This is a genomic window from Stenotrophomonas sp. 1337 (assembly GCF_031455455.1).
Lineage (GTDB): Bacteria > Pseudomonadota > Gammaproteobacteria > Xanthomonadales > Xanthomonadaceae > Stenotrophomonas > Stenotrophomonas indicatrix.
Genome location: NZ_JAVDSR010000001.1, coordinates 790,904 through 816,590 on the forward strand (window position 1 = coordinate 790,904; position 25,687 = coordinate 816,590).

General features: G+C 67.3%; 23 protein-coding genes. 15 read left to right on the top strand and 8 right to left on the bottom strand.

Annotation, left to right across the window (positions count from 1 at the left end):
• Positions 1–34: 34 nt before the first annotated feature.
• The 7 genes from J2X70_RS03550 to J2X70_RS03580 all read left to right on the top strand — a co-directional run bounded on the left by J2X70_RS03550 (position 35) and on the right by J2X70_RS03580 (position 6,836).
• Complete coding sequence (locus tag J2X70_RS03550; RefSeq protein WP_033831003.1) at positions 35–823, top strand: enoyl-CoA hydratase-related protein; 789 nt, start codon at positions 35–37, stop codon at positions 821–823.
• Position 824: 1 nt separating this feature from the next.
• On the top strand, positions 825–1,211 hold the full coding sequence (locus J2X70_RS03555; protein ID WP_025874747.1) for a VOC family protein: 387 nt from the start codon (positions 825–827) through the stop codon (positions 1,209–1,211).
• A 172-nt stretch (positions 1,212–1,383) separates the two neighbouring features.
• On the top strand, positions 1,384–2,277 hold the full coding sequence (locus J2X70_RS03560) for a hydroxymethylglutaryl-CoA lyase (RefSeq protein WP_080148851.1): 894 nt from the start codon (positions 1,384–1,386) through the stop codon (positions 2,275–2,277).
• Positions 2,274–4,847: an EAL domain-containing protein gene (locus J2X70_RS03565; protein ID WP_088100900.1), complete on the top strand. Its 2,574-nt coding sequence runs from the start codon at positions 2,274–2,276 to the stop codon at positions 4,845–4,847. The genes J2X70_RS03560 and J2X70_RS03565 overlap by 4 nt, the downstream gene beginning before the upstream one ends.
• 79 nt (positions 4,848–4,926) lie before the next feature.
• On the top strand, positions 4,927–5,697 hold the full coding sequence (locus J2X70_RS03570; RefSeq protein WP_032975499.1) for an SDR family NAD(P)-dependent oxidoreductase: 771 nt from the start codon (positions 4,927–4,929) through the stop codon (positions 5,695–5,697).
• Between the two features lie 49 nt (positions 5,698–5,746).
• Positions 5,747–6,313, top strand: a complete 567-nt coding sequence (yeiP, locus tag J2X70_RS03575) for an elongation factor P-like protein YeiP (protein WP_006363947.1) — start codon at positions 5,747–5,749, stop codon at positions 6,311–6,313.
• Positions 6,303–6,836 (top strand): hypothetical protein, encoded by a 534-nt coding sequence (locus J2X70_RS03580; RefSeq protein ID WP_309908969.1) that lies wholly within the window; start codon positions 6,303–6,305, stop codon positions 6,834–6,836. Before yeiP ends, J2X70_RS03580 begins: the two co-directional genes overlap by 11 nt.
• A gap of 73 nt (positions 6,837–6,909) precedes the next feature.
• On the opposite strand, the gene J2X70_RS03585 is transcribed toward J2X70_RS03580, so the two are convergent.
• The 4 genes from J2X70_RS03585 to J2X70_RS03600 form a co-directional block, all read right to left on the bottom strand.
• Entirely contained in the window at positions 6,910–7,620 is a 711-nt protein-coding gene (locus J2X70_RS03585) for an MliC family protein (protein WP_088100901.1), read from the bottom strand.
• Between the two features lie 83 nt (positions 7,621–7,703).
• Positions 7,704–8,096, bottom strand: coding sequence for a nuclear transport factor 2 family protein (locus J2X70_RS03590; protein WP_309908971.1), 393 nt, complete (start codon positions 8,094–8,096; stop codon positions 7,704–7,706).
• A complete protein-coding gene (locus J2X70_RS03595) occupies positions 8,077–11,241 on the bottom strand; it encodes a multidrug efflux RND transporter permease subunit (RefSeq protein WP_309908973.1) in 3,165 nt (1,054 codons plus the stop codon). Before J2X70_RS03595 ends, J2X70_RS03590 begins: the two co-directional genes overlap by 20 nt.
• A 21-nt stretch (positions 11,242–11,262) precedes the next feature.
• Positions 11,263–12,411 carry an efflux RND transporter periplasmic adaptor subunit gene (locus tag J2X70_RS03600; protein WP_059064094.1) on the bottom strand — a complete coding sequence of 383 codons (1,149 nt, stop codon included), beginning with the start codon at positions 12,409–12,411 and terminating at the stop codon, positions 11,263–11,265.
• Positions 12,412–12,541: 130 nt separating this feature from the next.
• Here J2X70_RS03600 and J2X70_RS03605 point away from each other — a divergent pair, with 130 nt between their 5' ends.
• On the top strand, positions 12,542–13,258 hold the full coding sequence (locus J2X70_RS03605; RefSeq protein WP_309908975.1) for a response regulator: 717 nt from the start codon (positions 12,542–12,544) through the stop codon (positions 13,256–13,258).
• A complete protein-coding gene (locus J2X70_RS03610) occupies positions 13,258–14,325 on the top strand; it encodes an ATP-binding protein (RefSeq protein ID WP_025874770.1) in 1,068 nt (355 codons plus the stop codon). The genes J2X70_RS03605 and J2X70_RS03610 overlap by 1 nt, the downstream gene beginning before the upstream one ends.
• Here the strand turns inward: J2X70_RS03610 and J2X70_RS03615 are convergent.
• The 3 genes from J2X70_RS03615 to J2X70_RS03625 all read right to left on the bottom strand — a co-directional run bounded on the left by J2X70_RS03615 (position 14,303) and on the right by J2X70_RS03625 (position 17,926).
• Positions 14,303–16,135, bottom strand: a complete 1,833-nt coding sequence (locus tag J2X70_RS03615; RefSeq protein WP_309908976.1) for a DUF4105 domain-containing protein — start codon at positions 16,133–16,135, stop codon at positions 14,303–14,305. The two genes, J2X70_RS03610 and J2X70_RS03615, sit on opposite strands and share 23 nt — an antisense overlap.
• Before the next feature lie 40 nt (positions 16,136–16,175).
• Positions 16,176–16,475: a DUF2388 domain-containing protein gene (locus J2X70_RS03620; RefSeq protein ID WP_032975508.1), complete on the bottom strand. Its 300-nt coding sequence runs from the start codon at positions 16,473–16,475 to the stop codon at positions 16,176–16,178.
• A 62-nt stretch (positions 16,476–16,537) separates the two neighbouring features.
• Entirely contained in the window at positions 16,538–17,926 is a 1,389-nt protein-coding gene (locus J2X70_RS03625) for an FAD-binding oxidoreductase (RefSeq protein WP_309908977.1), read from the bottom strand.
• A gap of 169 nt (positions 17,927–18,095) precedes the next feature.
• Here J2X70_RS03625 and serA point away from each other — a divergent pair, with 169 nt between their 5' ends.
• The gene (gene serA / locus J2X70_RS03630; protein WP_032975510.1) at positions 18,096–19,337 is read left to right on the top strand and encodes a phosphoglycerate dehydrogenase; all 1,242 of its coding nucleotides are present in this window, start codon (positions 18,096–18,098) and stop codon (positions 19,335–19,337) included.
• Between the two features lie 75 nt (positions 19,338–19,412).
• Here serA and J2X70_RS03635 read toward each other — a convergent pair whose 3' ends face one another.
• A complete protein-coding gene (locus tag J2X70_RS03635; protein WP_099783846.1) occupies positions 19,413–20,027 on the bottom strand; it encodes an NUDIX hydrolase in 615 nt (204 codons plus the stop codon).
• Between the two features lie 132 nt (positions 20,028–20,159).
• Here J2X70_RS03635 and J2X70_RS03640 point away from each other — a divergent pair, with 132 nt between their 5' ends.
• From J2X70_RS03640 to mtnC, 5 genes are all read left to right on the top strand, one after another.
• Positions 20,160–21,635, top strand: a complete 1,476-nt coding sequence (locus tag J2X70_RS03640; protein ID WP_025874781.1) for an amino acid permease — start codon at positions 20,160–20,162, stop codon at positions 21,633–21,635.
• Positions 21,636–21,732: 97 nt separating this feature from the next.
• Positions 21,733–23,160, top strand: coding sequence for an amino acid permease (locus J2X70_RS03645; protein WP_032975512.1), 1,428 nt, complete (start codon positions 21,733–21,735; stop codon positions 23,158–23,160).
• A gap of 430 nt (positions 23,161–23,590) precedes the next feature.
• Positions 23,591–24,232 (top strand): methylthioribulose 1-phosphate dehydratase, encoded by a 642-nt coding sequence (locus tag J2X70_RS03650; protein WP_059064090.1) that lies wholly within the window; start codon positions 23,591–23,593, stop codon positions 24,230–24,232.
• 91 nt (positions 24,233–24,323) lie between these two features.
• The gene (locus J2X70_RS03655) at positions 24,324–24,881 is read left to right on the top strand and encodes an acireductone dioxygenase (protein ID WP_025874787.1); all 558 of its coding nucleotides are present in this window, start codon (positions 24,324–24,326) and stop codon (positions 24,879–24,881) included.
• Positions 24,882–24,884: 3 nt separating this feature from the next.
• Positions 24,885–25,580 carry an acireductone synthase gene (gene mtnC, locus J2X70_RS03660; RefSeq protein ID WP_099842389.1) on the top strand — a complete coding sequence of 232 codons (696 nt, stop codon included), beginning with the start codon at positions 24,885–24,887 and terminating at the stop codon, positions 25,578–25,580.
• Positions 25,581–25,687 lie beyond the last annotated feature (107 nt).

Genomic DNA, 25,687 nt, shown 5'->3' on the forward strand with positions numbered 1-25,687 from the left:
ATCCATACAGGTATGGAGCAACCCCCGGAATCCCATGAACGATGCTTTGCAGATCGAGCGCAACGGTGCTGTCCTGACCCTCTGGCTGAACCGGCCGGAGCTGCACAACGCCTTTGACGCCGGCCTGATCGCCCGGCTGACCGCAGCCCTGGAAGCGGCCGGCCGCGATGACACGGTGCGCACGGTGGTGGTGGCCGGCCACGGTGCCTCCTTCTCTGCCGGTGCCGACATGCAGTGGATGCGCGGCATGGCCTCCGCCAGCGAGGCCGACAACCGTGACGACGCCCTGGCCCTGGCCCGGCTGATGCGCACCCTGGACGAGCTGCCCAAGCCCACCCTCGCCCGCGTCCACGGCGCGGCCTTTGGTGGTGGCGTCGGCCTGGTGGCCTGCTGCGATATCGCCATCGCCACCAGCGCCGCCCGCTTCGGCCTGACCGAAAGCCGCTTGGGCCTGCTGCCAGCAGTGATCTCGCCCTATGTGATCGAGGCCATCGGCAGCCGCCAGTCCCGCCGCTGGTTCGCCACCGGCGAGCACTTCGACGCCGACACCGCCCTGCGTATCGGCCTGATCCACCAGCTGGTGGAGCCCGAACGCCTGGACGAGGCGGTGCAGCGACAGTTGGCCCTGCTCGACAAGGCCGGGCCGATCGCCTCGGCTTCGGCCAAGCTGCTGGTCCGGCAGGTTCGCGACGCCCATGACCGCGACAGCCTGGACCGTGACAATGCCGCCCTGATCGCCCGCCTGCGGGTATCGGCCGAGGGCCAGGAAGGCCTGGGTGCCTTCCTCGACAAACGCGCGCCGCACTGGGTCACGGAGGCCTGACATGCTGGACCATATCGGCTTGAACAGCGGCGACCTGCCGCGCAGCAGGGCCTTCTTCCTGCAGGCGCTGGCACCGCTGCAGATCGGCGTGGTGATGGAGGTCAGCGCCGAACAGACCGGCGCCCACGACCACGTGGGTTTCGGCAACCACGGCAAGCCGTTCTTCTGGCTGGGCAATGCGGCGCCGCTCAGCCAGGGCGTGCACGTGGCCTTCGTCTGCGCCGAACGCGCCCAGGTTGATGCCTTCCACGCCGCCGCGCTGGCCGCAGGGGGGCGCGACAATGGCGCGCCCGGCCTGCGTCCCTGGTACCACCCGGACTACTACGCCGCCTTCGTGATCGACCCCGACGGCAACAACATCGAGGCGGTCTGCCACCTGCCCGGGTAGACCCCTGCGTCGCCACCAGGCGCAGGCGTGGCCGCTTGTGCGACCCGCCTGCGTATCTCATCTGGCAGCCTGGCGAAGACCGGGCCGCCCCCCGTTTCCCAGGAACCGTCGTGACCCCAGCCGATCCCATCCGCCCTGCCCGCCCCGCCCCGCTTTTCATGGGGGTGCCGCGATGAGCGATTTCGTCCGCATCGTCGAGGTCGGCCCGCGCGACGGGCTGCAGAACGAAAAGCAGGCCGTGGCCACCGCCGACAAGATCGCCCTGATCGATCGCCTGTCGGCCACCGGCCTGCGTACGATCGAGGCAACCAGCTTCGTCAGCCCGCGCTGGGTCCCGCAGTTGGCCGATGCTGCCGAGGTCTATGCCGGCATCCAGCGCCGCCCGGGCATCGCCTATCCGGTGTTGGTGCCGAACGAACAGGGCTACGACCGTGCGCGCGCCGTCGGCGTGCAGGAAATCGCGGTGTTCACCGCTGCATCGGAAGCCTTCAACCGCACCAACACCAACGCCGGCATCGATGAATCGCTGGCCCGCTTCGAGCCGATCCTGCGCCGTGCGGCCGCCGACGGCGTGCGCGTGCGTGGCTACGTCTCCACCGTGCTCGGCTGCCCGTACCAGGGCGAAGTGCCGCTGGCCGATGTGGTGCGCGTGGCCCGCGCACTGCACCAGATGGGGTGCTATGAGATCTCGCTGGGTGACACCATCGGCGTCGGCACGCCACGCAAGGCCCGCGCGATGCTGCAGGCGGTGGCTGCCGAGATCCCGATGAGCGCACTGGCGGTGCACTTCCACGATACCTACGGCCAGGCCATCGCCAACATCGCCGCCTGCCTGGAAGAAGGCGTGCGCGTGGTCGACAGTGCGGTGTCCGGTGCCGGCGGCTGCCCGTACGCGAAGGGCGCCAGCGGCAACGTGGCCAGCGAGGACGTGGTGTACCTGCTGCAGGGCCTGGGCCTGGAGTGCGGGGTCGACCTGCCGTCGCTGGCCGAGACCGGCCGCTGGCTGGCCGGACTACTCGGCCGCGCGACCGCCAGCCGCGTCGGGCAGGCGCTGGCAGCGACATGAATGACAGCGGCCCGCGCGACCGTCCGGCCATCGGCGATACACCCGCCGCAACCGACGTCGCGCTGGCCGCTCTGGACGCGGCGCTGGCTGCTTCGCCGCCGCCGGCCCAGGCCAGGCTGCTGCGCCAGGCACGGCAGGCGCTGGCGGATGCGCAGCAGCGCGAACTGGATACCCAGGCACGCTATGCCGCGTTGTTCGACGCCGTGCCCGACCCGGTCAGCATCCTCAGCGCCGAAGGCGTGGTGCTGGACGTCAACCGCGCAGGCATCGTCGCCTACGACCGCCCGCGAGAGGACATTGTCGGCCAGCCGATCGAACTGCTCAATCCCGACCTGCCCAGCGACCATCTGCAACCGGTGTGGGAAGCGCTGAACCGCGGCGACACCTACGTCATCGAAGTGACCAACATGCGCGGTGATGGCAGCCGCTTTCCGGTGGAGGTGCACTCGGCCGGCTTCCAGGACCGCGGCCAACCCTGCATCGTCGCCGTCGCCCGCGACCTGAGCGGGCGCTGGCGCGCAGAGTCACGCTATCGCCTGTTGATGGAATCGATCGACAAGGGCGTGATCCTGTTCGACCGCGACCTGCGCGTGCTGTCGGCCAACCCGGCCGCACATCGCATCCTCGGCCTCACCGGTGGCGGCGTGGGCTTGAACGCGATGCTCGATCCCGAAGCGTGGATCATCGTCGACGAGCATGGCCACCCGTTGACCCAGTCACAGTGGCCGACCAGCCGCTGTTTCCAGGCCGGGCGGGTGATCCGCAGCACCATCATCGGCCTGTACCACCGCCCGCGCGGACGCATGCTGTGGTTGTCCACCACCAACGTGCCGGTGTTCGGCAACGGCTGCGACCAGGCCGACCATGTCTATGCGATGTTCAGTGACATCACCGAGCTGAAGCGCAACAACACCCTGTTCGCACGCGCGCAGTCACTGGCCCATATCGGCGGTTGGGAGTGGGATCGCGGCCTGCAGCGCCTGTACCTCACCGATGAAGCGCGGCGCATCGTCGGCCAGCCGGCCGACCTGGAGGACATGCCCGACCTGCTGGACTGCCTGCGCAGCGACGACCGCGCCGCCCTGCAGCAGGCGCTGGCCGATACCATCGAACACCGCAGCAGCTTCGGCCTGGAGCTGCAGGGCCAGCGCCGCGATGGCCACTCGTTCTGGATCCGGATGATCGGCGAGGTCTCGGCCGGCGATGTCGATGCCGCCCGCATCACCGGCACCGTGCAGGACATCACCGAGCGCAAGCAGGCCGAGGAAACCCTGCGCGTGCAGGCCCGCACCGACCCGCTGACCGGAATCATGAACCGCGATGCAGTGCTGAGCGACCTCGGCGTGCGCATGGACAGCCCCAGCCACGACCGCGTGGCGGTGCTGTACATCGACCTGGACCGCTTCAAGGTGGTCAACGACCTGCTTGGCCACAACGCCGGTGATGAACTGTTGATCGAAGCGACCCGGCGCATCGCCACTGCGATCGGCACCGAAGGCCTGCTTGCACGCTTTGGCGGCGATGAGTTCCTGGTGATCTGCGACCTGCGCGACCAGCCGGACCAGGCCGAACAGCTGGCCGAGCGCATCACGGCGGCGTTCTCGGCACCGTTCCAGCTGGGCAGCGACGAGTTCCCGGTGACCGCCAGCATCGGCATCGCCCGCGCACCGCGCGATGGCAACCGGCCGCAGCAGCTGATCCAGAACGCCGACACGGCGATGTACGAGTGCAAGCGCCGCACCCGCAACGGTTGGCAGGTGTTCTCCCCGGAACTGGCACAGCGCCAGCATGACCGCCTGCAGATCGAGAGCCGGCTGCACAAGGCCCTTGATGGGGAAGAGTTCCACCTGGTGTACCAGCCACAGGTCAACCTGCGCAGCGGCGCCACCATCGCCTGCGAGGCGTTGATGCGCTGGCACAACACGCAGCTGGGGCAGATGCGCCCGGACCTGTTCATCCGCCACGCCGAGCACACCGGCGACATCGTGCGCATCGGCCAATGGGCGCTGCGCGAAGCCTGCCGGCAGGTACGGCAATGGCAGGACGACGGGCTCGGCCTGGTGCGGGTGGCCGTCAACGTGTCCTGGCGCCAGTTCGTCGGTGAGGATCTCGCCCGCTGGGTGCGGCAGGTGCTGGACGAATTCGGCCTGCCCGGCAGCGTGCTGGAACTGGAGTTCACCGAGCGGGTGCTGATCGAGGATGCGCCGGACACCCTGCGCACCTTCGCCCGCCTGCGCGAAATGGGGGTGATGCTGACCATCGACGACTTCGGCGAAGGCTACAGCGCCCTGAACTACCTGCGGCGCCTGCCCATCCATGGACTGAAGCTGAGCCAGCTGTTTGTCGAAGGCATTCCCCGCAACCGTTCGGATGTGGCGGTGTGCGAGGCGGTCTGCGCGATCGCGCGCAGCCTGGGCCTGGGCGTGGTCGCCGAAGGCGTGGAGACCGAGCCACAACGGCAGTGCCTGCTCGACCTGGGGGTGACCGTCGGCCAGGGTTTCCTGTTCGCCCATGGCCTGCCCGCCGCCGACTTCGAGCGTCGCCTGCGCCGCGCCCGCGAACTGGGCTGAGGCCGGCGGCGCAGTGCACAACGGCGGCTGCCGTCGCTTCCGTTAGAATCGGCGGTTCTTGAACCTGCAGGACCGTGCAATGCAGCTGTCTTCCGTACGTGCCGTGATCACTGGCGGCGTTTCCGGCCTCGGCCTGGCCGTGGCCCAGCACCTGGTTGCCGAGGGCGGCAAGGTCGCCCTGTTCGACCTCAACGACGCCAAGGGCGCGGCCGCTGTTGCCGGCCTGGGGCAGGACAACGCCCGCTATTTCAACGTCAACGTCAGTGATGAAGCGTCCGTGTCGGCGGCCATCGACCAGGCCTGCGATTTCCTCGGCGGCCTGAATGTCGCCATGAACTGCGCCGGCATCCTCGGCGCTGGCCGCGTGCTGGGCAAGGAAGGCCCGATGCCGCTGGCCGGGTTCCAGGGCACGGTGATGGTCAACCTGGTCGGCAGCTTCAATGTCGCCAAGGCCGCAGCCAACCGCATGCAGCACAACGAGGCCGGCGTGGACGGCGAGCGCGGCGTCATCATCAACACCGCCAGCGTTGCCGCCTACGAAGGCCAGATCGGCCAGGCCGCCTACTCCGCCTCCAAGGGCGGCGTGGTGGCGATGACCCTGCCGATGGCCCGCGAGCTGTCGCGCTTCGGCATCCGCGTCAACACCATCGCGCCGGGCGTGTTCTGGACGCCGATGGTCGATGGCATGCCCGAAGCCGTGCAGGAATCGCTGGCCGCCTCGATCCCGTTCCCGTCGCGCCTGGGCAAGCCGGAAGACTTCGCCAGCCTGGTCGGCCACATCCTCGGCAACACCTACATCAACGGCGAGACCATCCGCCTGGACGGCGCCACCCGGCTCGCTCCGAAGTGATTCCCCCCGGGCGCCGGGACGGCGCCCTCCCCCAACGACCAACATCATCATGAAAGCCAACGACATCAAGAAGGGCAACGTCGTCGAGTTCAACAACGGCGTCTACCAGATCCGCGACATCGAGCGCAGCTCGCCGCAGGGTCGCGGCGGCAACGTCCGCTTCCGCTTCATCATGTACAGCGTGCCGGGCGGCAACAAGCTCGACGCCAGCTTCGATGCCGACGACAACCTGGTCGAAGTCGAACTGCTGCGCCGCCAGTCCACCTACTCGTACAAGGACGGCGATGCGTTCGTGTTCCTGGACGACGAGGACTACACCCCCTACACCCTGGACGCGGATGTGATCGGCGATGACGCCGGCTACATCACCGACGGCTTGACCGGCATCTACGTGCAGGTGATCGACGAGCAGCCGGTGGCCATCCAGCTGCCGGCCTCGGTGGTGCTGGAAGTGATCGAGACGCCGCCGGAACTGAAGGGCGGCACCGCCACCAAGCGCCCGAAGCCGGCCAAGCTCAACACCGGCATCGAGATCATGGTGCCGGAGTACATCGTCAACGGCGAGCGTGTGCTGGTGAACACCGCCACCGGCGAATTTGCCGGCCGTGCCGATTAACCGCGCTGCGCTGATCGCCTGCCTGTCCCTGCTCGTGGCGTGCTCGCCGCGGGCAGCGGACAGCACCGGTGACGTCGCGGCGGACGCGGTGACGCAGCCCCCCGCAGCGGACACCGCTGCCGCTGCGGTTGCACCGGCTGCAGATGAAGCAGATGCTGCGGCGACGCTGGCAGGTAGCCCCGAGGAGGAGCAACAGGCGCGGGCTGCGGCCGGTTGCAGCGTCCCCGACGACGTCGCTTTCGTGCAGGACATCCGCATCTACTGCGGCATGCCGGCCGATGTGCAGGCCTTCATCGAACGGGAGAACAGCTGCCAGCATTTTGCCGGCGAAGAACCCTACGACGACGCCCGTCGTCGCGAGCTGGAGGCCGCCATCGCCAGGTTCTGCGACGATCGAGAGAAGATCTTTGCCGACCTGGTGGCCCGCCATCGCGATGACTGCGCGATCCGGCAGGCGTTGATCGGCGTGAACCTGCGCTACGACCTGTCCCCCGCTCTGGATCTGAAGCCCTGCGAGGGCTGACGCAGAAAAGGGGACGGAGGGGATGACGTCGTTCATGGCACAAAACAACGTCATCCCCTCCGTTCCCTTTTTTTTATTTGCCGCCGAAGTTGCCGCAGCCGTGGTACTGGCGCGTGCCCACGGCCAGCATCGCCTTGGCTTCGAATGTCTCGCCACTCATGCCGTCCTGGCAGGTGGTGCGCTGGAAGCTCAGCTTGATGTCGGTGCCATCCGCCGCCTTGCCCACCCAGCCATCCGCACCCTCGGTCGGTTTGGCGACGGTGAAACGGCGCTCGCCGTAATCCACGTCCACCTGCAGGCCCGGCGTATCGCCGTCGACGACGGCAAGCCAGCCCGGCTCGTTGCCGGTGGCACGGAACGCCGCGTTGCCGGCACTGCCATCGCCCTCGGTCGCTTCCACCGCGCCACACTCACGGTCCGCCTCGCCCTTCAGGCTGAGCAGCGCGTCGTCACTGCCACGGGTCCAGAAGCTGTTGCCCTTGCCGTCGCCATACTTCGCACCGGAGGCTGCACGTTCGGAGGACATCGCGAAACTGCGCCCGCCAATCACAACCGTCGCTGCGTCCTCTCCGTTGAAGGTCGCGCGCACATCAAGGTCGCCGCAGCGATAGAGGGTTTCGTTGCCGGCGCCATTGACGCCGCCGTCAGCGTCGGCGGCCACCGGTGCCGGTGCCGGCGTTGCGGCCGCATCGCCTGCATTACTGGCGGCCGGCGTCTGGGCCGGCTGGCAGGCGCTCAGCGCGAGGCCGAGGGAGGCAGCCAACAGACTGGGAATTACACGCATGGCTCGACTCCTTGTCGAAACTACAGAGACCCTGGACCCTACCATCTGCACGCAAACGGGGCCTGAAAGCCGCATGACCCTGTTCAGCCTGCCAGCACCGCCATCGACAGCAGCTGCGCGCCGCTGGCACTGGAAGCGCTTGTCCAGACGCGCAACAGGGGCAAGCGCTGCATGTGTTCGCGTCCCCGCCAATGCACATGCAGCTGAACATCGCCGGACAACAACGCCAGGCGTCCACACAGCAGCGTTTCAACTGCATGCACCTGCAGCGCAAGAATCTGCAGGCGCCCTTGCTGCCAGTCCCTCAACCAGGGCAGCTCGAGCACCCGCCCGCCCTGCCCATCCATCATGAACAACACCGGTGACAGCAGCGCAGTGGCTGCGCCATGGTCGCCGTCCAGCAGCGCATCCCGCAGCTGCTGCTCCAACACGCGCAGCTGCGCCTCGTACAGGCCCTCAGGGTTCCTGCTTTCCATCCACCTGTTTTCCATCCACGCTCCCTCCCGGCGTCGGCCGGCGTCGGCGCAGGCGCTGAGCAAGCCACTGCTGCGCCCCCTGCACCACCACATAGAACACCGGCACGAAGAACACGGCCAACACGGTCGCACTGACCATGCCGCCGAACACACCGGTACCGATGGCCTGTTGCGTTTCCTTTGAAGCCCCCTGCGCCAGCATCAGCGGCACCACGCCCAGCGCGAACGCCAGCGAGGTCATCACGATCGGTCGCAATCGCAGGCGTGCTGCTTCGATGGTCGCCTCGACCAGACCGCGTCCCTGCTGTTGCAGTTGGCGGGCGAATTCGACGATCAGGATCGCGTTCTTCGCCGAAAGTCCGATCACCGTGATCATGCCGACCTTGAAGAACACGTCATTGGGCATCCCGCGCAGCAACACCGCAGCAACAGCGCCGAGCAGGCCCAACGGCACCACCAGCATCACCGCAAGCGGGATCGACCAGCTCTCGTACAACGCCGCCAGCACCAGGAACACCACCAGCATCGACAGCAGCAGCAACCACGGCGCCTGTGCGCCGGACTCACGCTCCTGCAGCGACTGGCTGGTCCACTGCAGGGCAAAACCCGCTGGCAGCTGCTGGGCAAGGCGCTCCATCTCGACCATCGCCTGGCCGGTGGACACGCCGCCGGCAGGTGCACCGGACAGATTCAATGCCGGGAACCCCAGGTAACGCTGCAGCTGCAGCGGCGCCTCGGTCCAGTGTGGGGTGACCAGTTCGGACAGCGCCACCATGCCGCCTTCGCTGTTGCGGACATACAGCTTCAGCACGTCCTCCAGCTCCATCCGGTACGGCGCATCGGCCTGCATGATCACCTGCTGCATGCGCCCACGATTGGGAAAATCGTTGACGTACTGCGAGCCCATTGCCGCCGACAACGTGGCACTGATGTCGGTGAACGCCACGCCCATCGCTTCGACCTTGGCGCGATCGATGTCCAGCCGGACATTGCTGCCCGCCGGCAGGCCATCGGCATTCACTTCGGCCAGCAACGGACTTGCCTCTGCCAGCTTCAACAGCTGCTGCAGGGCAGCGCGCAGCTCGGCCTGGCCCTGTCCGGTACGCGCCTGCAGCGCCAGCGAGAAGCCGGAGGAACGGCCAAGGCTGTCGATGGCCGGCGGCATCACGCTCATCACCTCGCCTTCCGGGACCGTTGCCATGGCCTGCTGCGCCGCCTTCACCTCGTCCGATGCGGTGCTGCCGCCGCGTTCACCCCAGTCCTTCAACATGGTGTAGGTCAGCGCCGCACTTGGGCCGGAACCGGAAAAGCTGTAGCCGAGGATGGCCTGGTTGGACGCGATCGCCGGCCGCGAGGCGACATGCTGTTCGTAGGCTTCGACCACCGCCAGCGTACGCTCGGCGGTTGCTTCGGCCGGCAGCTGGATGGAGGTCATGAAATAGCCCTGGTCCTCTTCCGGCAGGAACGCACCCGGCAACCAATGCAGGCCGATCAGCAATGCCACCAGCAAGGCAGCGAACAGGCCCATCACCCGGCCACTGCGCCGCAGTACGGCCGCCACGCCCTGCTGGTAACGCCCGGTCATGCGCTCGAAGCCGCAGTTGAAAGCACCGAAGACGCCGCCGCGGCCATGGTGACCACGTGTGCCCTGCCGCAGCAGCGTCGCGCAGAGCGCCGGGGTCAGGCTCAGCGCCAGCAGTGCCGAGAACAGGATGGACACCGACATCGCCACGCTGAACTGGCGGTAGATCGCACCAACCGAACCACTGGCCAGCGCCATCGGGATGAACACCGCCGTCAGCACCAGGGTGATGCCGATCACCGCACCGGTCAGCTCACGCATCGCCTTGATCGTGGCCTCGCGCGGCGGCAGCCCCTCTTCGGCCATGATCCGCTCCACGCCCTCGACCACCACGATCGCGTCGTCAACAATGATGCCGATCGCCAGCACCATGCCGAACATGGTCAATACGTTGATCGAGAACCCCAGCGCCAGCATCACCGCGAAGGTGCCCAGCAGCGCGATCGGCGCGACCAGGGCGGGGATCAGCGTATAGCGCCAGTTCTGCAGGAACAGGTACATCACTGCAAACACCAGCAGCATCGCCTCGATCAGGGTCTGCAGCACCTTCTGGATCGATACTTTCACGAAGGGCGCGGTATCGAACGGAATGCTGGATTCGACACCCTGCGGCAGCAGCGGCTGCAGGTCGGCCATGCGTTCGCGCACCGCCGTGGCAGTACGCACCGCATTCGCACCGGGGCGCAGCTGCACGCCGGCGGCCGTCGCCGGATAGCCATCTTCGCGCGTGCCCCAGGCATAGCTCTGCGCGCCCAGTTCGACCCGGGCAACGTCGCCAAGCAGCACGCGCGAACCATCGGCACCGGCGCGCAGCACGATCGCCGCGAACTGCCCGGGCGTGGACAGCTGGCCTTCGGCACTCAAGGGCACGGTGATGCGCTGGCCGGGAACACCGGGCGAATCGCCGATGCGGCCCGGCGAGATCTCCAGGTTCTGCTGCTCGATCGCGCTGGCGACATCGCCCATGGTCAGGCCGTAGCCGGTCAGGCGGGTCGGGTCCAGCCAGATCCGCATCGCCTGTTCGGCACCGAACAGCTGCACGCGGCCGACGCCGTCGATGCGTCGCAGCTCCTCGATGATGTTGCGCGCCATGAAATCGCCCAGCGCCGCTTCGCTGACACTGCCATCGGGTGAGCGCAGGCCCACCAGCATCAGGAACCCGGAGTCGGCCGCCTCCACGAACAGGCCGTTCTGGCGCACGCTGCGCGGCAGGCGCGGCTCGATCGCCTTGATCCGGTTCTGCACGTCCACCTGCGCCAGCTCAGGATCGGTGCCGGGCTTGAAGGTGGCGGTGATCGACGCTTCACCGGAGGTGTCCACGGACGATTCGAAGTACAGCAGATGCTTGACGCTGGACAGCTCGCGCTCGATCAGGCCAACCACCGCATCATTCAATGTCTGCGGGCTGGCGCCGGGATAGCTGGCATAGATGCTGACGCTGGGCGGTGCGACCGCCGGGTAGCGCTCGACCGCCAGCCGCGGAATGGCCAGCACGCCGGCCAGGATGACGAAGATCGCCAGCACCCAGGCAAATACCGGGCGATCGATGAAGAAACGGGCCATGTCGTAGGTTCCTGGAAGGGCTCAGCCCTGGCGTTCGGATGTCGGCGGTGCGCTGGCACTGGCGACCGGCACCTGCCAGTCGCGCGGATCGACCAGCACGCCTTCCTGCAGGCGCTCCTGGCCTTCCACCACCACCTTCTCGCCGGCCTTCAGGCCGTGCCGCACCAGCCATTGCCGGTTGACGCTGCCGTCCACCTCCAGCGTGCGGATCACCGCCTTGCCATCGGCGGCGATGACCCAGGCATAGGCCTGGCCACCGGCGCTGCGCAGCACTGCCTGCTGCGGCAGCAGCAACGCGCTGGCCGGCGCACCACGCGGCACCCGCGCACGCACGTACATGCCCGGCAACAACTGCCGCTCCGGGTTGTCGACCAGGATGCGCAGGATCACATCGCCGGTGCGAGCATCGACATTGACACCGGAGAACAGCAGCCGGCCGCGCTCGGGCAGCGGCGTACCCGCCGCGCCGATGATCGTCACCGGCAACTCGCCGTCCACCGCGCTGCGCTGCAGGGACTGCAGCTGCGAAGCAGGCTGGCGCACGTCCACGTAGACCTGGTCGATCTGCTGCACCACCGCCATCGGCTCGGCATCGGCGACGCCGACCAGCGCGCCTTCGGTCACCAGCGCCTGATCGATGCGGCCATCGATCGGTGCGCTGACCGTGGCGTAGCGCAGGTCGAGCTGGCGTCGCGCAAGGATCGCGCGCGCCTCATTGACCGCCGCCCGGGCCTGCTCATGCTCGGCACTGGCATCGTCGCGGTGCTGCTGGCTGACCGCCTGTGCGGCCGCCAATGCCTGCAGCCGCTGTGACTGCACCCGGCTGCGACCCAGTGCCGCCTCGCTGCGCTGCAGGGCAGCCAGCGCCGAATCGACGTCGGCGCGGAACGCCGCCGGGTCGATCTGGAACAGAGGCTCTCCGGCATGCACCTCCGCGCCCTGCTCGAACATCCGGCGCTGCACGATGCCGCCGACCTGCGCACGGATCTGCGCGGTGCGCACCGCCGCCACCCGACCGGGTAGTTCATCATCGCGCTGCACCACCTGCGGGCCAACGGTGACCACGCTGACACGCGGCACGGCTTCGACGGTGGGTTCGGGGCGGGAGCAGGCCGTCATGGCCAAGGCGAAGGCCGCGACCAGCGCGACCGGAGTCCTGAAGGTTCTCATTGCTGTGCACAGTGCCGCAGACGCGGCTGAGGAATCATGAAGCGCGCAGTGTGCGTGGCGATGATGGGGTTTCGATGGAGGAACTGTGGAGATACGATGGAGGACAAGCACCTTCCGGCCTCGCCTTGCCATGCATGCCTCCCCTGCCCTCGCGGCGCTGGTCCTTATCGTCGAGGACGAAGCCGAGATCGCCGACATCCTTGCCGCCTACCTTGAACGCGAGGGCCTGCGCACCCTGCGTGCGGCCGATGGCCAGATCGCCCTGGACCTGCATCGCAGCATGCGCCCGGACCTTGTGCTGCTGGACGTGCAGCTGCCGCGACTGGATGGCTGGAGCGTGCTGACCCAGCTGCGCCAGCGCGGCGAAACGCCGGTGATCATGCTGACCGCGCTGGACCAGGATCTGGACAAGCTGACCGCATTGCGGATGGGTGCCGATGACTATGTGGTCAAGCCGTTCAACCCGGCAGAAGTGGCGGCGCGCGTGCGTGCAGTACTGCGGCGTACGCTGCGCAGCCCGCGGGCGGATGCGCCCAGCGCCCTGCGCGTGGGCCCGCTGCTGATCGACACCGCCACCCACGCGGTGCATGTGGAGGGCGACGGCTACAGCCACGAGCTGCTGCTGACCCTCACCGAGTTCAAGCTGCTGCATTGCATGGCATTGGCCCCGTCACGGATCTTCAGCCGCAGCGAACTGATGCACGAATGCCTGCCGGAAAGCGAAGCACTGGAACGCACCGTGGACAGCCATGTCAGCAAGCTGCGGCGCAAGCTGGACGAAGTGGGTCTCACCCAGATTCCGGCCAGCGTGCGCGGTGTCGGCTACCGATTGATGACCGACCGCTGATGCGCCGCTCCGGGCTCAGCCGGCACATCATCGTATCGATGTCGCTGATGGTCGTTGGCGTCATCGTGATGGTGATCCTCTCTTCGTGGCTGCTGTACGCCGTACTGATCGAGTTCTTCCCGGCCAGCGCCGAAGAGCCGGAAGGTTGGCTGCCAAGCGGACCGGAGCTGGCCTGGATGGTCGGGGTGATCCTGACCGGGCTGGCGCTGGCGATTGCCGCCTCGTTTCGACTGGCCCACCGCATCCTGTCGCCGCTCAATTCACTGGTGGACAGCGTGCGTGCGCTGGCTGGCGGCGATCTCGGGGCGCGCGCCACGGCTGAGGCCAACTCGCCCGGCGAGGTCGCAGCGCTGGTGGACGATTTCAACGCAATGGCACGCCGCCTGCAGCATATGGAAAGCGAACGGGTGATGTGGCACGCGGCCATCGCCCACGAACTGCGCACACCGGTGACGATCCTGCGCGGCCGCCTGCAGGGCCTGGCCGAAGGCGTGTTCCAGCCCGATGAGTCGCAGTTCCGCAGCCTGCTGGCGCAGGTCGAGGGCCTGTCACGGCTGATCGAGGACCTGCGGGTGTTGAGCCTGGCCGACAACGCGCGCCTCGACGTGCGCCGCGCCCGTACCGATGTGGTGGCCGAGGTGCATTCGGTGATGACCCTGGTGGATCCCGCGTTCCGCAGCGCCGGCTTCGTGCTGGAGCTGGAAACCAGCCGCGAGGAACACCCCGCCCATTGCGACCCGACGCGGTTGCGGCAGGCGTTGCTGGCCTTGCTGGAAAACGCGCGCCGCTATGCCAACCCGGGCAAGGTACGCATCGCCGTGCATGACACCGTGGCCCATGTACAGGTGGCGATCGAAGACGAAGGCCCGGGCATCGACCCGGCCCTGCACGCGGACATCTTCAATCCATTCATGCGCGGCGACGGCTCACGATCGCGCCTGGGCGGTGGCAGTGGCCTCGGCCTGGCGGTGGTCAAGGCCATCGCCGATGCGCACGGCGGCCAGGTCTACTGCACCCCGGGCACCAGCGGCGGCAGTCGTTTCATCATCGAGCTGCCGCGCCAGTAGGCGGCACTGCGGCCGCCTGCTCACGCACGTGCGCACCCAACACAGCGAGATTGCGGTCGATGTCATCCAGCTCGCGCTGCTGTGATGACGGCAACTGCGCGCGCAGCTGCACGCGCAGCGCCTGCCAAGCGGGTACCGCCTGTACGCTGGCAGCGGCCGCTGCCCGTGCCACCTCCGCCTGTTCGTCCGCCTGCGGCAGGCCGTAGCCAGCGTCGGCCAGCAACTGGCCCGGCCGCAACCACTGCCCGCTCTGTTCCAGCAACGCGCGCAGCGAGCGGGTAGCGCTGCTGTCCGGGTTGGCCAGCAACCGTCGCTTCAGTGCATCGCGCGCACGCAGCTCCGCGCGCCGCTGCGCCGCCTGTTCCAGCAGCAACAGGCCGGCACTGGCACGTACATCACCACGCAGCAACCACGGTGCGCGCTGTTGCGCCGGCAGCGCCAGCCATGCGCGCACATCGCGCGCCGGCAGCGCCATCTGCGCGGCGGCAACCGCGAACAACTGCTGGTAGTGGTCGCGCGCAGAAGCAAAGTAGTAGCCCTGCGCCAGGGCCTGCGCGGGATCGGCCAGCACCTGCTCGTCCAGTGCGTGCAGCCGCGCCAGGCGGCGGCGCAGCCCGCGCGGGCTCAGCTGTGCCAGGCCGGCATCGCCCAGGCGCGGAACACCGGCCTGCAGCAGCTTCGCCGTCTCCACCGCGCAGTTGTTGCTGACGAAGTAATAGCGACCGTCATAGCTCCAGTGCACCTGGGCGGTGCGCTCGAGCAGGCTGGCGATCTCGCTGCGGTCCAGCTGCAGCGGCAGCGAGGCCAGTCCGCGCAGCTCGACCTTGGTGTATTCGTCCACCACCTGCTGCAGCGGCAGCACGAACAGGCGCGAAGGATAACCACCGGTCAGCCCGCGCCAGTTGGAGATCTGCACATCGCCGACGAAGGCGCGGAAGGACAGCACCCGATGATGCTCCAGGTCCAGCCTGCAGTCCGGGCCCGGTGCGCGCCCAGGACGGCAGATCACCAGCCGCAGCATGCTGTGGCCCCAGCGGCTCATCGGCTGCGCACTGCCCTCGGCGAACAGGTAGTCCACGGCATACGCCCGCGCCGGGTCCAGTGCGAGCAGCGATGCAGCGCCCTCTTCCGCATCGGCCTGCAGCAGCGGAACGGTGCCCGCACAGTGCGGCGCGGGCAGTGAGGGCGGCGTACCGAAATGCGCCTGGTACCACTGCGCCAAGGCCGGACGGCGGCAGGCGAACTCTGCATCGAGCACGAAGTGTTCGGCGTTCACCGCCAGGTACTCGGCCGGGTCGGTCAGTTCGTAGGCATCGGGACTGCGGTCGCGGAAGGCGTTGTCACCGCGGCCCAGATGCCAGGGCTTGCGCTGCCAACCTGCAAGGTCACGCCAACGGGCACTGCGTGACCAGTGCGCTCCCGTGCGGTCGGCAACATGGGTCAGTTCGTGCACCAGCGCACTGCGCCGTGCGCGTCGAGCACCGGCTACATCGTCGTCCAGCAGGTCGCGGCGCAGCGCGATGCCCCCGGCGAAGGCACGGCCATGCACGTTGGCGGGCAGGTCGTCACGCCAGCCGACCTGCACCTGCGCGGGCAAGGCACGCAGCAGGCCGTCGGGCAGCAACGACTGCACATCAGCCAGTGTCTGCATTGCTACCTGCTGCTGCGCCGGGCTCAGCCCGGCCGGGTCCAGCTGCAGGCGGTCGGCGGCATGGGCTGTTGGAATGACCAGCCACGCCAACGCAGCGAGCCAGCCCATCCGCCTCCGTCGCGTTGGGCCATGCCCGGCAGCGTTCCACGCAGGTGTCATGAGGTTGCCGGCCAGCGGCCGGCACTACCCGGGCGCTGGATCAACGCGCCAGCAGGGCGCGTGCCAGCTGCAGGTCGCTCTGCTGCTGCGCAGCTGCATCCTGCTCACGCAGGTGCACCAGTGCCGCCTGCAGGCGCGCGCCACGGATCTGGCCATCGCTGGCGACAAACGCAGCCGCATCATCGCGGGCAGCCAGCACCACCTTGTCATCGCCGGAACTGCTGCCCGAGGAACCCGAAGAGGCGCCCGTCGCCGAACCGGCCGAGGTGCCGGCAAAACTCGAAGCGACGCCGGCCAGCGGCAGGGACAACAGGGCAAGCAGCAGGAACGGACGGATCATGGTCGGGGAGTTCATCGATTGGGTGGGTGGAGCGTAACGGCTGGGTGAAGACTTTGCCTGTGTCAAAGGTCGAACAATTTGCCGGGATTCAGCCGCCCTTCGGGATCGAATGCGCGCTTGACCGCCTTCATCAGCGCGATCTCGGCCGGTCCACGGGTGCTGTCCAGGTAGCCCTTCTTGACCAGGCCGATGCCGTGCTCGGCCGAAATGCTGCCATTGAAGCGCGCCAGCACCTGCGCCAGCAGCTTGGTGACATGCTCGCACTGGCTTACGAAGTCCGCGTCGCTGGTGCCGTCCGGCTTGAGCACGTTGATGTGCAGGTTGCCGTCGCCGATGTGGCCGAACCAGACTACGTCGAAGTGCGGGTAGGCCTCGCCGATCAGCGCCTGGGTCTCGGCCAGGAACGCCGGCATCGACGAGATCCGCACCGAGACATCGTTCTTGTAGGGCTTGTAGCGCGCCAGCGCCTCGGTGATGCCCTCGCGCAGCCGCCACAGCTGCGCCGCCTGGGCATCGCTGGCACTGATCACGCCGTCGCTGACCCAGCCGTTGCCCATGCAGTCCTCGAAGGCCGCCATCGCCGCCGCTTCCTGCGCCTCGTCACCGGCAGCAAACTCGGTCACCACGTAATAGGGATGCACCTCATCGAACGGTGCCTGCGCACCATAGGCCAGAACATGTTCCAGCGCCCGGTCGGTGAAGAATTCAAAGGCCTGCAGCTGCAGCCGCGCACGGAAGGCGGCGAACACCTGCATCAGCACATCGAAGCTGGGCAGCGCCAGCAGCATCACGTTGCTGGCCGGCGGCGGGTCGGTAAGCTTCACCGTGGCCTCGACGATCACGCCCAGCGTGCCCTCCGATCCGATCAGCAGCTGGCGGAAATCGTAGCCGCTGGAGTTCTTGATCAGGCCCTTGTTGAGCTCGAGCAGTTCGCCCGTGGCGGTAACCACTTTCAGTCCAGCGATCCATTCACGGGTATTGCCGTAGCGGATCACCCGGATGCCACCGGCATTGGTGGCGATGTTGCCGCCGATCGAGCACGACCCGCGCGCCGCGAAGTCCACCGGATAGATGAGGCCATGTTCAAGGGCCGCGTTGTGCAGCGCCTCCAGCGGCATGCCGGCCTGCACCACCAGGGTGCGGTCGACCGCATCGTAGTCCAGCGCCTTGTTCATCCGCTCCAGGCTCAGCACCAGCTCGCCATTGGCCGCTACCGCACCGCCGGAAAGGCCGGTGCGACCGCCGGAGGGAACCACCGCCACGCCCTCGGCCGCGGTCCAGCGCATCACCGCCTGCACTTCTTCAACCGTGGCCGGCAACGCGATCGCCAGCGGCGCCGGTGTCCAGCGCCGGGTCCAGTCGCGGCCGTAATGCTCCAGGTCGGCAGGGTCGGTCTTCAGCTTCAGGCCGGGACAGGCCTGCTGCAACGAGGCGATGCGGGAATCGGTCATGACGGTCCAGCGCGGGGCGTGAAGAACGGGCAAGCGTGCCAGTGGCCGGGCCCAGCGTCCAGCCCTGCAGAGCCTTCAATAGCTGCAGTTGCAACCAATTGCGCACTGCACCATGGGCGTTGCGATCTGGCATAGTGGTCAGCCCCTGTCCCACTGGCCGTGCCGCCCCATGTCGCCGAAGAAGACCTCGTTCCCGAAGCAGGATATCCGCGTGCTGTTGCTGGAGGGGGTCAGCCAGACCGCCGTGGAGGTGTTCAGCGCCGCCGGCTACAGCCAGATCGAGGCGCACACCAAGGCGCTTCCCGAGGACGAACTGAAGGCGCGCATCGCCGAAGCCCACATCGTCGGCATCCGCTCGCGCACCCAGCTCAGTGCCGAGGTGCTGGCCGAGGCCAAGCGCCTGATCGCGGTCGGCTGTTTCTGCATCGGCACCAACCAGGTCGACCTGGATGCGGCCGAGCTGGCCGGCATTCCGGTATTCAACGCGCCCTACTCCAATACCCGCAGCGTGGCCGAACTGGTGATCGCCGAAGCGATCATGCTGACCCGCGGCATCCCGCAGAAGAATGCCGAATGCCATCGCGGCGGCTGGTCGAAATCGGCCAGCGGCAGCCATGAGGTGCGCGGCAAGGTCCTGGGCATCATCGGCTACGGGCACATCGGCACCCAGGTCGGCGTGCTGGCCGAATCGCTGGGCATGCAGGTGATCTTCCACGATGTGGAAACCAAGCTGTCGCTGGGCAATACCCGTGCGGCGGCCAGCCTGGACGACCTGCTGGCGCGTGCTGACATCGTGACCCTGCACGTGCCGGAGACGCCGTCCACGCAGTGGATGATCGGCAGCACCGAGCTGGCGAAGATGCGCCGCGGCGCGCACCTGATCAACGCCGCGCGCGGCACCGTGGTCGACATCGATGCGCTTGATGCAGCACTGGCCAGCGGCCACATCGGTGGCGCTGCACTGGATGTGTTCCCGGTCGAGCCGAAGGGCAACGGCGATATCTTCGAATCGCCGCTGACCCGCCACGACAACGTGATCCTGACCCCGCACGTCGGCGGCAGCACGCTGGAAGCGCAGGACAACATCGGCATCGAAGTGGCGGCCAAGCTGGTGCGCTACAGCGACAACGGAAGCACCCTGTCGGCGGTCAACTTCCCGGAAGTGACCCTGCCCGAGCACGCCGACAGCCTGCGCCTGCTGCACATCCACCAGAACGTGCCGGGCGTGTTGTCCAAGGTCAACGAGATCTTCTCGCGGCACAACGTCAACATCGACGGCCAGTTCCTGCGCACCGACCCGAAGGTGGGTTACGTGGTGATCGACATCACCGCCAGCGAGGAGCAGGCCAGCGCGGTGCGTGACGAGCTGGCGGCGATTCCGGGCACCTTGCGCACCCGCATCCTGTATTGAGATGTACGTCGCCGGGCGTGGCCCGGCGGAATGCGTCCGGCATTGCGTCATCCACGCGTGGCGTGGATGCGTCTTTCAGCGCGCCAGCCAACGGCGCGCCATGCGCTGCATCGATTCGTCCGACTGGGGATCGCTGGCGACCTCGGCCACCGGTCGCCAGGCAAGCTCCAGCGACTCTTCGCTGAGCACGAAATCCTCTCCCCCCAGCGCACGGATCACGAAACGCACGTCGTAGTGCCAGTGCCCCGGCACATCCTTGCGCTCGGGAATCCAGTGCTTGTCGATATCGAAGATGGCCGGGTCATCCAGCACCAGGCCGCTCAGGCCCGATTCCTCCTCGGCTTCCTTCAACGCTACCCGGGCCAGATCGCGGTCGCCGTCGGCGTGGCCACCCAGCTGCAGCCAGCGCTGCAGCTTGCGGTGGTGGGTCAGCAGCAGCCGCTGGCCATCGGCGCTGACCAGCCAGCAGCTGGCGGTGAAGTGGCCGGCCAGGCGTTCGCGGCGGAATGCATCTTCCGCATCGTCGATCAATGTGCTGAATTCGGCAGCAAGGGCGTCGTGGGCGGGTTCTTTGCGCGCATAGTCATGCAGCAGGCCGCGCAAGCGATCGTCAAGTGCGGCAAGGGATTCGGTGGTTTCGCTCATGAATGCGGGGTGCCTGGAAAAATACCTGCCATTATCGCCGTTCATTGTTGCGTTTGCGCTTGTGCGGTGCCTTCAGCATTGGCTAAGGTACAGCGGGCCGTTCGCACGGCTTTCACGATTCCAGGCCGCCGGCAATGTACTGGCGGCCCTCCCAATCCGATCATCAGGAAGTACTGCATGCTGAAAGCTCTGTTGAGGGTCAAGCCGGTCGAACCGGCCGGGCACGTCGATGCCGGCGAACCCATCGAAGGCAGCCTGGATGGCGAAGCCACGTTGAAACGGACCCTCACGGCGAAACACCTCATCATGCTTGGCATTGGTGCGGTGATCGGCGCAGGCATTTTCGTGCTTACCGGCCAGGCCGCGGCCAACCACGCCGGCCCGGCAGTCATGCTGTCGTTCGTGTTCGCCGGCATCGCCTGCGCGCTGGCCGGCCTGTGCTACGCCGAGTTCGCAGCGATGATGCCGGTCTCCGGCAGCGCCTATTCCTACTCCTACGCCACGCTCGGCGAGGGCATGGCCTGGTTCATCGGCTGGTGCCTGGTGCTGGAGTACCTGTTCGCCTCGGCCTCGGTCGCGGTGGGCTGGTCGGCGTACCTGATCAGCTTCATCACCACCACGCTGCACATGCCGTTCCCGGACGCGCTGAGCGCGGCGCCGATCGCCTGGAACGGGCACGAGTTCGCCGCCTCCGGCAAGCTGTTCAACCTGCCGGCGGTGCTGATCGTGGCGGCGGTGACCGGCCTGCTGTACGTGGGCGTGACCCAGTCCGCGTTCGTCAACGCGATCATCGTGGCCATCAAGGTCTTCGTGATCTGCCTGTTCGTGGGCATCGGCGCGGCCCACGTGGACCCGGCCAACTGGCACCCGTTCATCCCGGAAAACACCGGCGTGTCCGGCGAGTTCGGCTGGAGCGGCGTGTTCCGCGCGGCCACCATCGTGTTCTTCGCCTACATCGGCTTCGATGCGGTCTCCACCGCCGCCGGTGAAACCAAGGACCCGCAGCGCAACATGCCGATCGGCCTGCTCGGCTCGCTGGCGGTGTGCACCATCGTCTACATCATCGTCTGCGCGGTGCTGACCGGCATGCTGCCCTACCACCTGCTGGGCACCGACAAGCCGGTGGCCACCGCGCTGGAAGCCTACCCGAGCCTGTCCTGGCTGAAGACCGCGGTGGAAATCGGCGCGATCGCCGGCCTGTCCTCGGTGGTGCTGGTGATGATGATGGGCCAGACCCGCATCGCCTACACCATCTCGCGCGATGGCCTGCTGCCGAAAGTGTTCGGCAAGGTCCACAAGCGCTTCCGCACGCCGTACTGGGCCACGATCGTGGTCGGCGTCATCGCCGCGTCGCTGGCCGGCCTGGTGCCGCTGAACGTGCTGGGCGAACTGGTTTCCATGGGCACCCTGCTGGCCTTCGCCACGGTCTGCATCGGCGTGCTGATCCTGCGCTACACCCGCCCGGAGCTGCACCGTCCGTTCCGCGTGCCGCTGGTGTGGGTGATCTGCCCGCTGGGCGCGCTGTCGTGCCTGTTCCTGTTCTGGCAGGCGTTCGTGGTGCATTGGCACCTGTTCGTAGGCTGGACCGTGCTGGGCCTGCTGATCTACTTCGGCTACGGCATGCGCCACAGCAAGCTGGCCAAGTCGCCCTGATCCTCCCGACGGGCCGGCCCCTGCGCCGGCCCGTCGATATCCGCAAGCATTTCCGCCCGCGCCCGGTCACCGGGCGCATCGCACAAGACCACCACACATGTTCAAGCAACTGTGGGCCACCAAGCATCCGCATGCCGCCCATGAAGACGCCAACGGCCTGAGCCTGCGTCGCCACCTCGGGCCCTGGGGCCTGACCGCACTCGGCATCGGCGCCGTGATCGGCGGCGGCATCTTCGTCATCACCGGCCAGGCCGCAGCCAACCACGCCGGCCCGGCCATCATGCTCTCGTTCGTGCTGGCCGCGATCTGCTGCGCCTTCTGCGCCCTGGCCTATGCCGAGTTCGCGGCGATGGTGCCGGTGTCCGGCAGCGCCTATACCTATACCTACGCCACCTTCGGCGAGCTCTCGGCCTGGTTCATCGGCTGGATGCTGGTGCTCGAGTACGGCGTCTCCGCCTCGGCCGTGGCGGTCAGCTGGACCGGGTATTTCCTCAGCCTGCTCAGCCATTTCGACATCCATCTACCGGCGGCGCTGGTCAGCGCCCCCTTGGATGCGCAGCTGCGGCCCACCGGCGCCATCGCCAACATTCCCGCCGCGATCCTGGTGCTGCTGTTGACCTGGCTGTGCTACGTCGGCATCAGCAAATCCTCGGCGATGAACATGGCCATGGTCATCCTCAAGACCGGGCTGATCGTGCTGGTGATCGTGGTCGGCTGGAAGTACGTGGACACCAGCAACTGGACGCCGTTCATCCCGGCCAACGAAGGCCCCGGCAAGTACGGCATGGAAGGCGTGCTGCGTGGCGCGGCGATGGTGTTCTTCGCCTACATCGGCTTCGAAGCGGTATCGGTGGCCGCGCAGGAATCACACAAACCGCAGCGCGACATGCCGATCGGCATGATGCTGTCGCTGGTGATCTGCACGGTGCTGTACATCGCGATGGCCGCGGTCATGACCGGCCTGGTGCCCTACCAGCTGCTGGGCACCGATGAGCCGGTGGTGACCGCCGTGGCCGCGCATCCGCAGCTGGGCTGGTTGCGCGTGGTGGTGGAAATCGGTGCGTTGATCGGCCTGTCGTCGGTGGTGCTGGTGATGATCATCGGCCAGCCGCGCATCTTCATGATCATGGGCCGCGACGGCCTGTTGCCGCCGGTGTTCACCAAGATCCACCCGAAGTACCGCACGCCACATATCAACACCGTCATCACCGGCATCGGCATCGCCCTGCTGGCGGCGCTGTTCCCGCTGGACATCCTCGGCGAGCTGACCTCGATGGGCACGCTGATCGCCTTCGCGGCGGTCTGCGCCGGCGTACTGATCCTGCGCCGCACGCAGCCCGACCTGCCGCGCCCGTTCCGCATTCCGGGTGCATGGCTGGTCTGCAGCCTGGGCGTGATCAGCTGCCTGGCGCTGCTGTCGGCGATGACGTTGCACAACTGGATGCTGATGGGCGTGTGGACGTTTGTCGGCTTCGTGATCTACTTCTTCTACGGGTTCAAACACAGCCGCCTGCGCGGGAAGTAAGGTTTTCTGCATTGCAGGGCCTGCGGCCCTGCACCCACCGTTGAAGCCGAAGCAACGGCAACAGCTGGGCTGAGGGTTTGGCGGGGCGGGTTGGATTCGCGGGGGACGCCGTGAATCCGTCCCTGGAGGCTTGGCCGCGGCATCCATGCCGCGGACACCCCCGCGAACCCAACCCGCCCCACCTCCGACAGTCTCCTGCCCCGTCCGGTAGATCCACGCCATGCGTGGATGAAGCGTTCCGGGAAATGAATGTTCGGGGACGAATCTACTGTAGAGCGGAGCCATGCTCCGCTCCGAGCACGCGCAGCGAAGCGACCCGCTTTCGCTTTTCCTTCTCCACTCCGTGGCTGGCCCGCCCACCCCATGAACCGCTCTACGCGACCAGCCACGAGGGGCTCAGCCGTTGGCCGAATCCAGTAAAATCGCCCCCATGAACACCCCCACCTTCCCCTACGACACCGCGCGCCTGAGCGAACTGGCCCAGCTGCTGATCGACAACGTCCGCGAACTGGCCCAGGCCGGCTGGACCCCGGCCACCAGCAGCAACTTTTCCCACCGCCTGGACGACCGCCACGCCGCGATCACCGTCTCCGGCAAGGACAAGGGCCGCCTTATTGAAGACGACATCATGGTCGTGGATTTCGATGGCAAGGCCGTCGGCCGCCCGCTGCGCCCGTCTGCCGAAACCCTGCTGCATACCCAGCTGTATCGCCGCTTCCCGGAGATCGGCTGCGTGCTGCATACGCATTCGCCGGTGCAGACCATCGCCTCGCGCCTGTATGCACCGCAGGGCCATATCCGGGTGGAAGGCTACGAACTGCTGAAGGCCTTCGCGGGCAACAGCACCCACGAGATGGCCATCGACATCCCGGTGTTTGCCAACACCCAGGACATGGACGTGCTGTCGGCCCAGGTCGACGCCCTGCTCGACACGCAGACCCTCTGGGGCTACCTGATCGACGGCCACGGCCTGTATGCCTGGGGCCGCGACATGGCCGAAGCACGGCGGCACATGGAAGCGTTCGAATTCCTGCTGCACTGCGAGCTGGAGCTGCGCAAGCTGCGCCGCTGAAGTTTCCGGCACGGCCAGATGCCGTTCTGGAATCAGGCCATCAATGCCACCCTGCTACCCTGTCCTTCCCCGAGACGTTCAAGCTGCCGCCATGAGCCGACTGCGCATCTACGACGATACCCATCCCGAATCGCCGCTGCTGGACACCCAGGACGGCGCGATCATCGCTGCCGAACTGCAGAAGATCGGCGTCACCTTTGAACGCTGGCAGGCCACCGCGCCGGTCGCCCCGGGCGCAAGCCAGGACGAAGTGTTCGCCGCCTACCGCGCCGACATCGACCGCCTGGTTGCCGAACGCGGCTTCAAGAGCGTGGACGTGGCCTCGATCGCCCCGGACAACCCGAACCGCGCCGAGCTGAGGAAGAAATTCCTCGACGAACACTTCCACAAGGAAGACGAAGTACGCTTCTTCGTCGCCGGCTCGGGCCTGTTCACCCTGCACGTGGGCGACAAGGTCTACGAGATCGAGTGCGTGAAGGATGACCTGATCGCCGTGCCCGACGGCACCACCCACTGGTTCGACATGGGTGATGAGCCCAGCTTCGTGGCGATCCGCTTCTTCACCGAACCGGATGGCTGGGTCGGTCACTTCACCGGCACCGACATCGCGCAGAAATTCCCCCGTTACATTCCGACCCAGGCGTCCTGATCAATGCAGCCCCGCGTCATCCTGACCGACATCGAAGGCACCACCAGCAGCATCTCGTTCGTCAAGAACGTGCTGTTCCCGTACGCACGCCAGGCGCTGCCCGGCTTCGTCGCCGACCATGGCCAGCAACCGGAGGTGCGTCGCTGGCTGGATGCAGTCGCCACCGAGATCGGCGGCGCCTGCCAGGACAGCCTGGTGGCCGAGACGCTGCAGGGCTGGATCGACCAGGACCGCAAGCACACCGCACTGAAGGCCCTGCAGGGGCTGATCTGGGACGCAGGCTACCGTCGTGGCGACTACACCGCGCACTTCTACCCGGAGGTAGCGCCGGTGTTGAAGGGGTGGCACGCCTCGGGCCTGCCGCTGTATGTGTACTCCTCCGGATCGGTGCCGGCGCAGAAGCTGTTCTTCGGCTTCAGCGACGCCGGTGACCTGAGTCCGCTGGTGTCGGGCTGGTTCGATACCGAAGTGGGCGGCAAGCGCGAGGCTGACAGCTACCGCCACATCGTGCAGGCCATCGGCGTTCCCGCTGGCGAGATCCTGTTCCTGTCCGACGTGGTCGAGGAACTGGACGCCGCCCGCGAAGCCGGCCTGCAGACACGCCTGATCGATCGCCTGGACGACTACCCGATGCCGCGCATCGGCGACGCCGCCAACGGCCATGATCGCGTCGAGAACTTCCAGCAGATCCAGTTCTAACAGCTATCCGCTGCGCTCGCCGGGCATGGCCCGGCGCTACCGGGGTACGCTGCGGGAAACCGCCTTTGGTAGATGCCAACCTCGGTTGGCATTCGTAATGCCCGCCC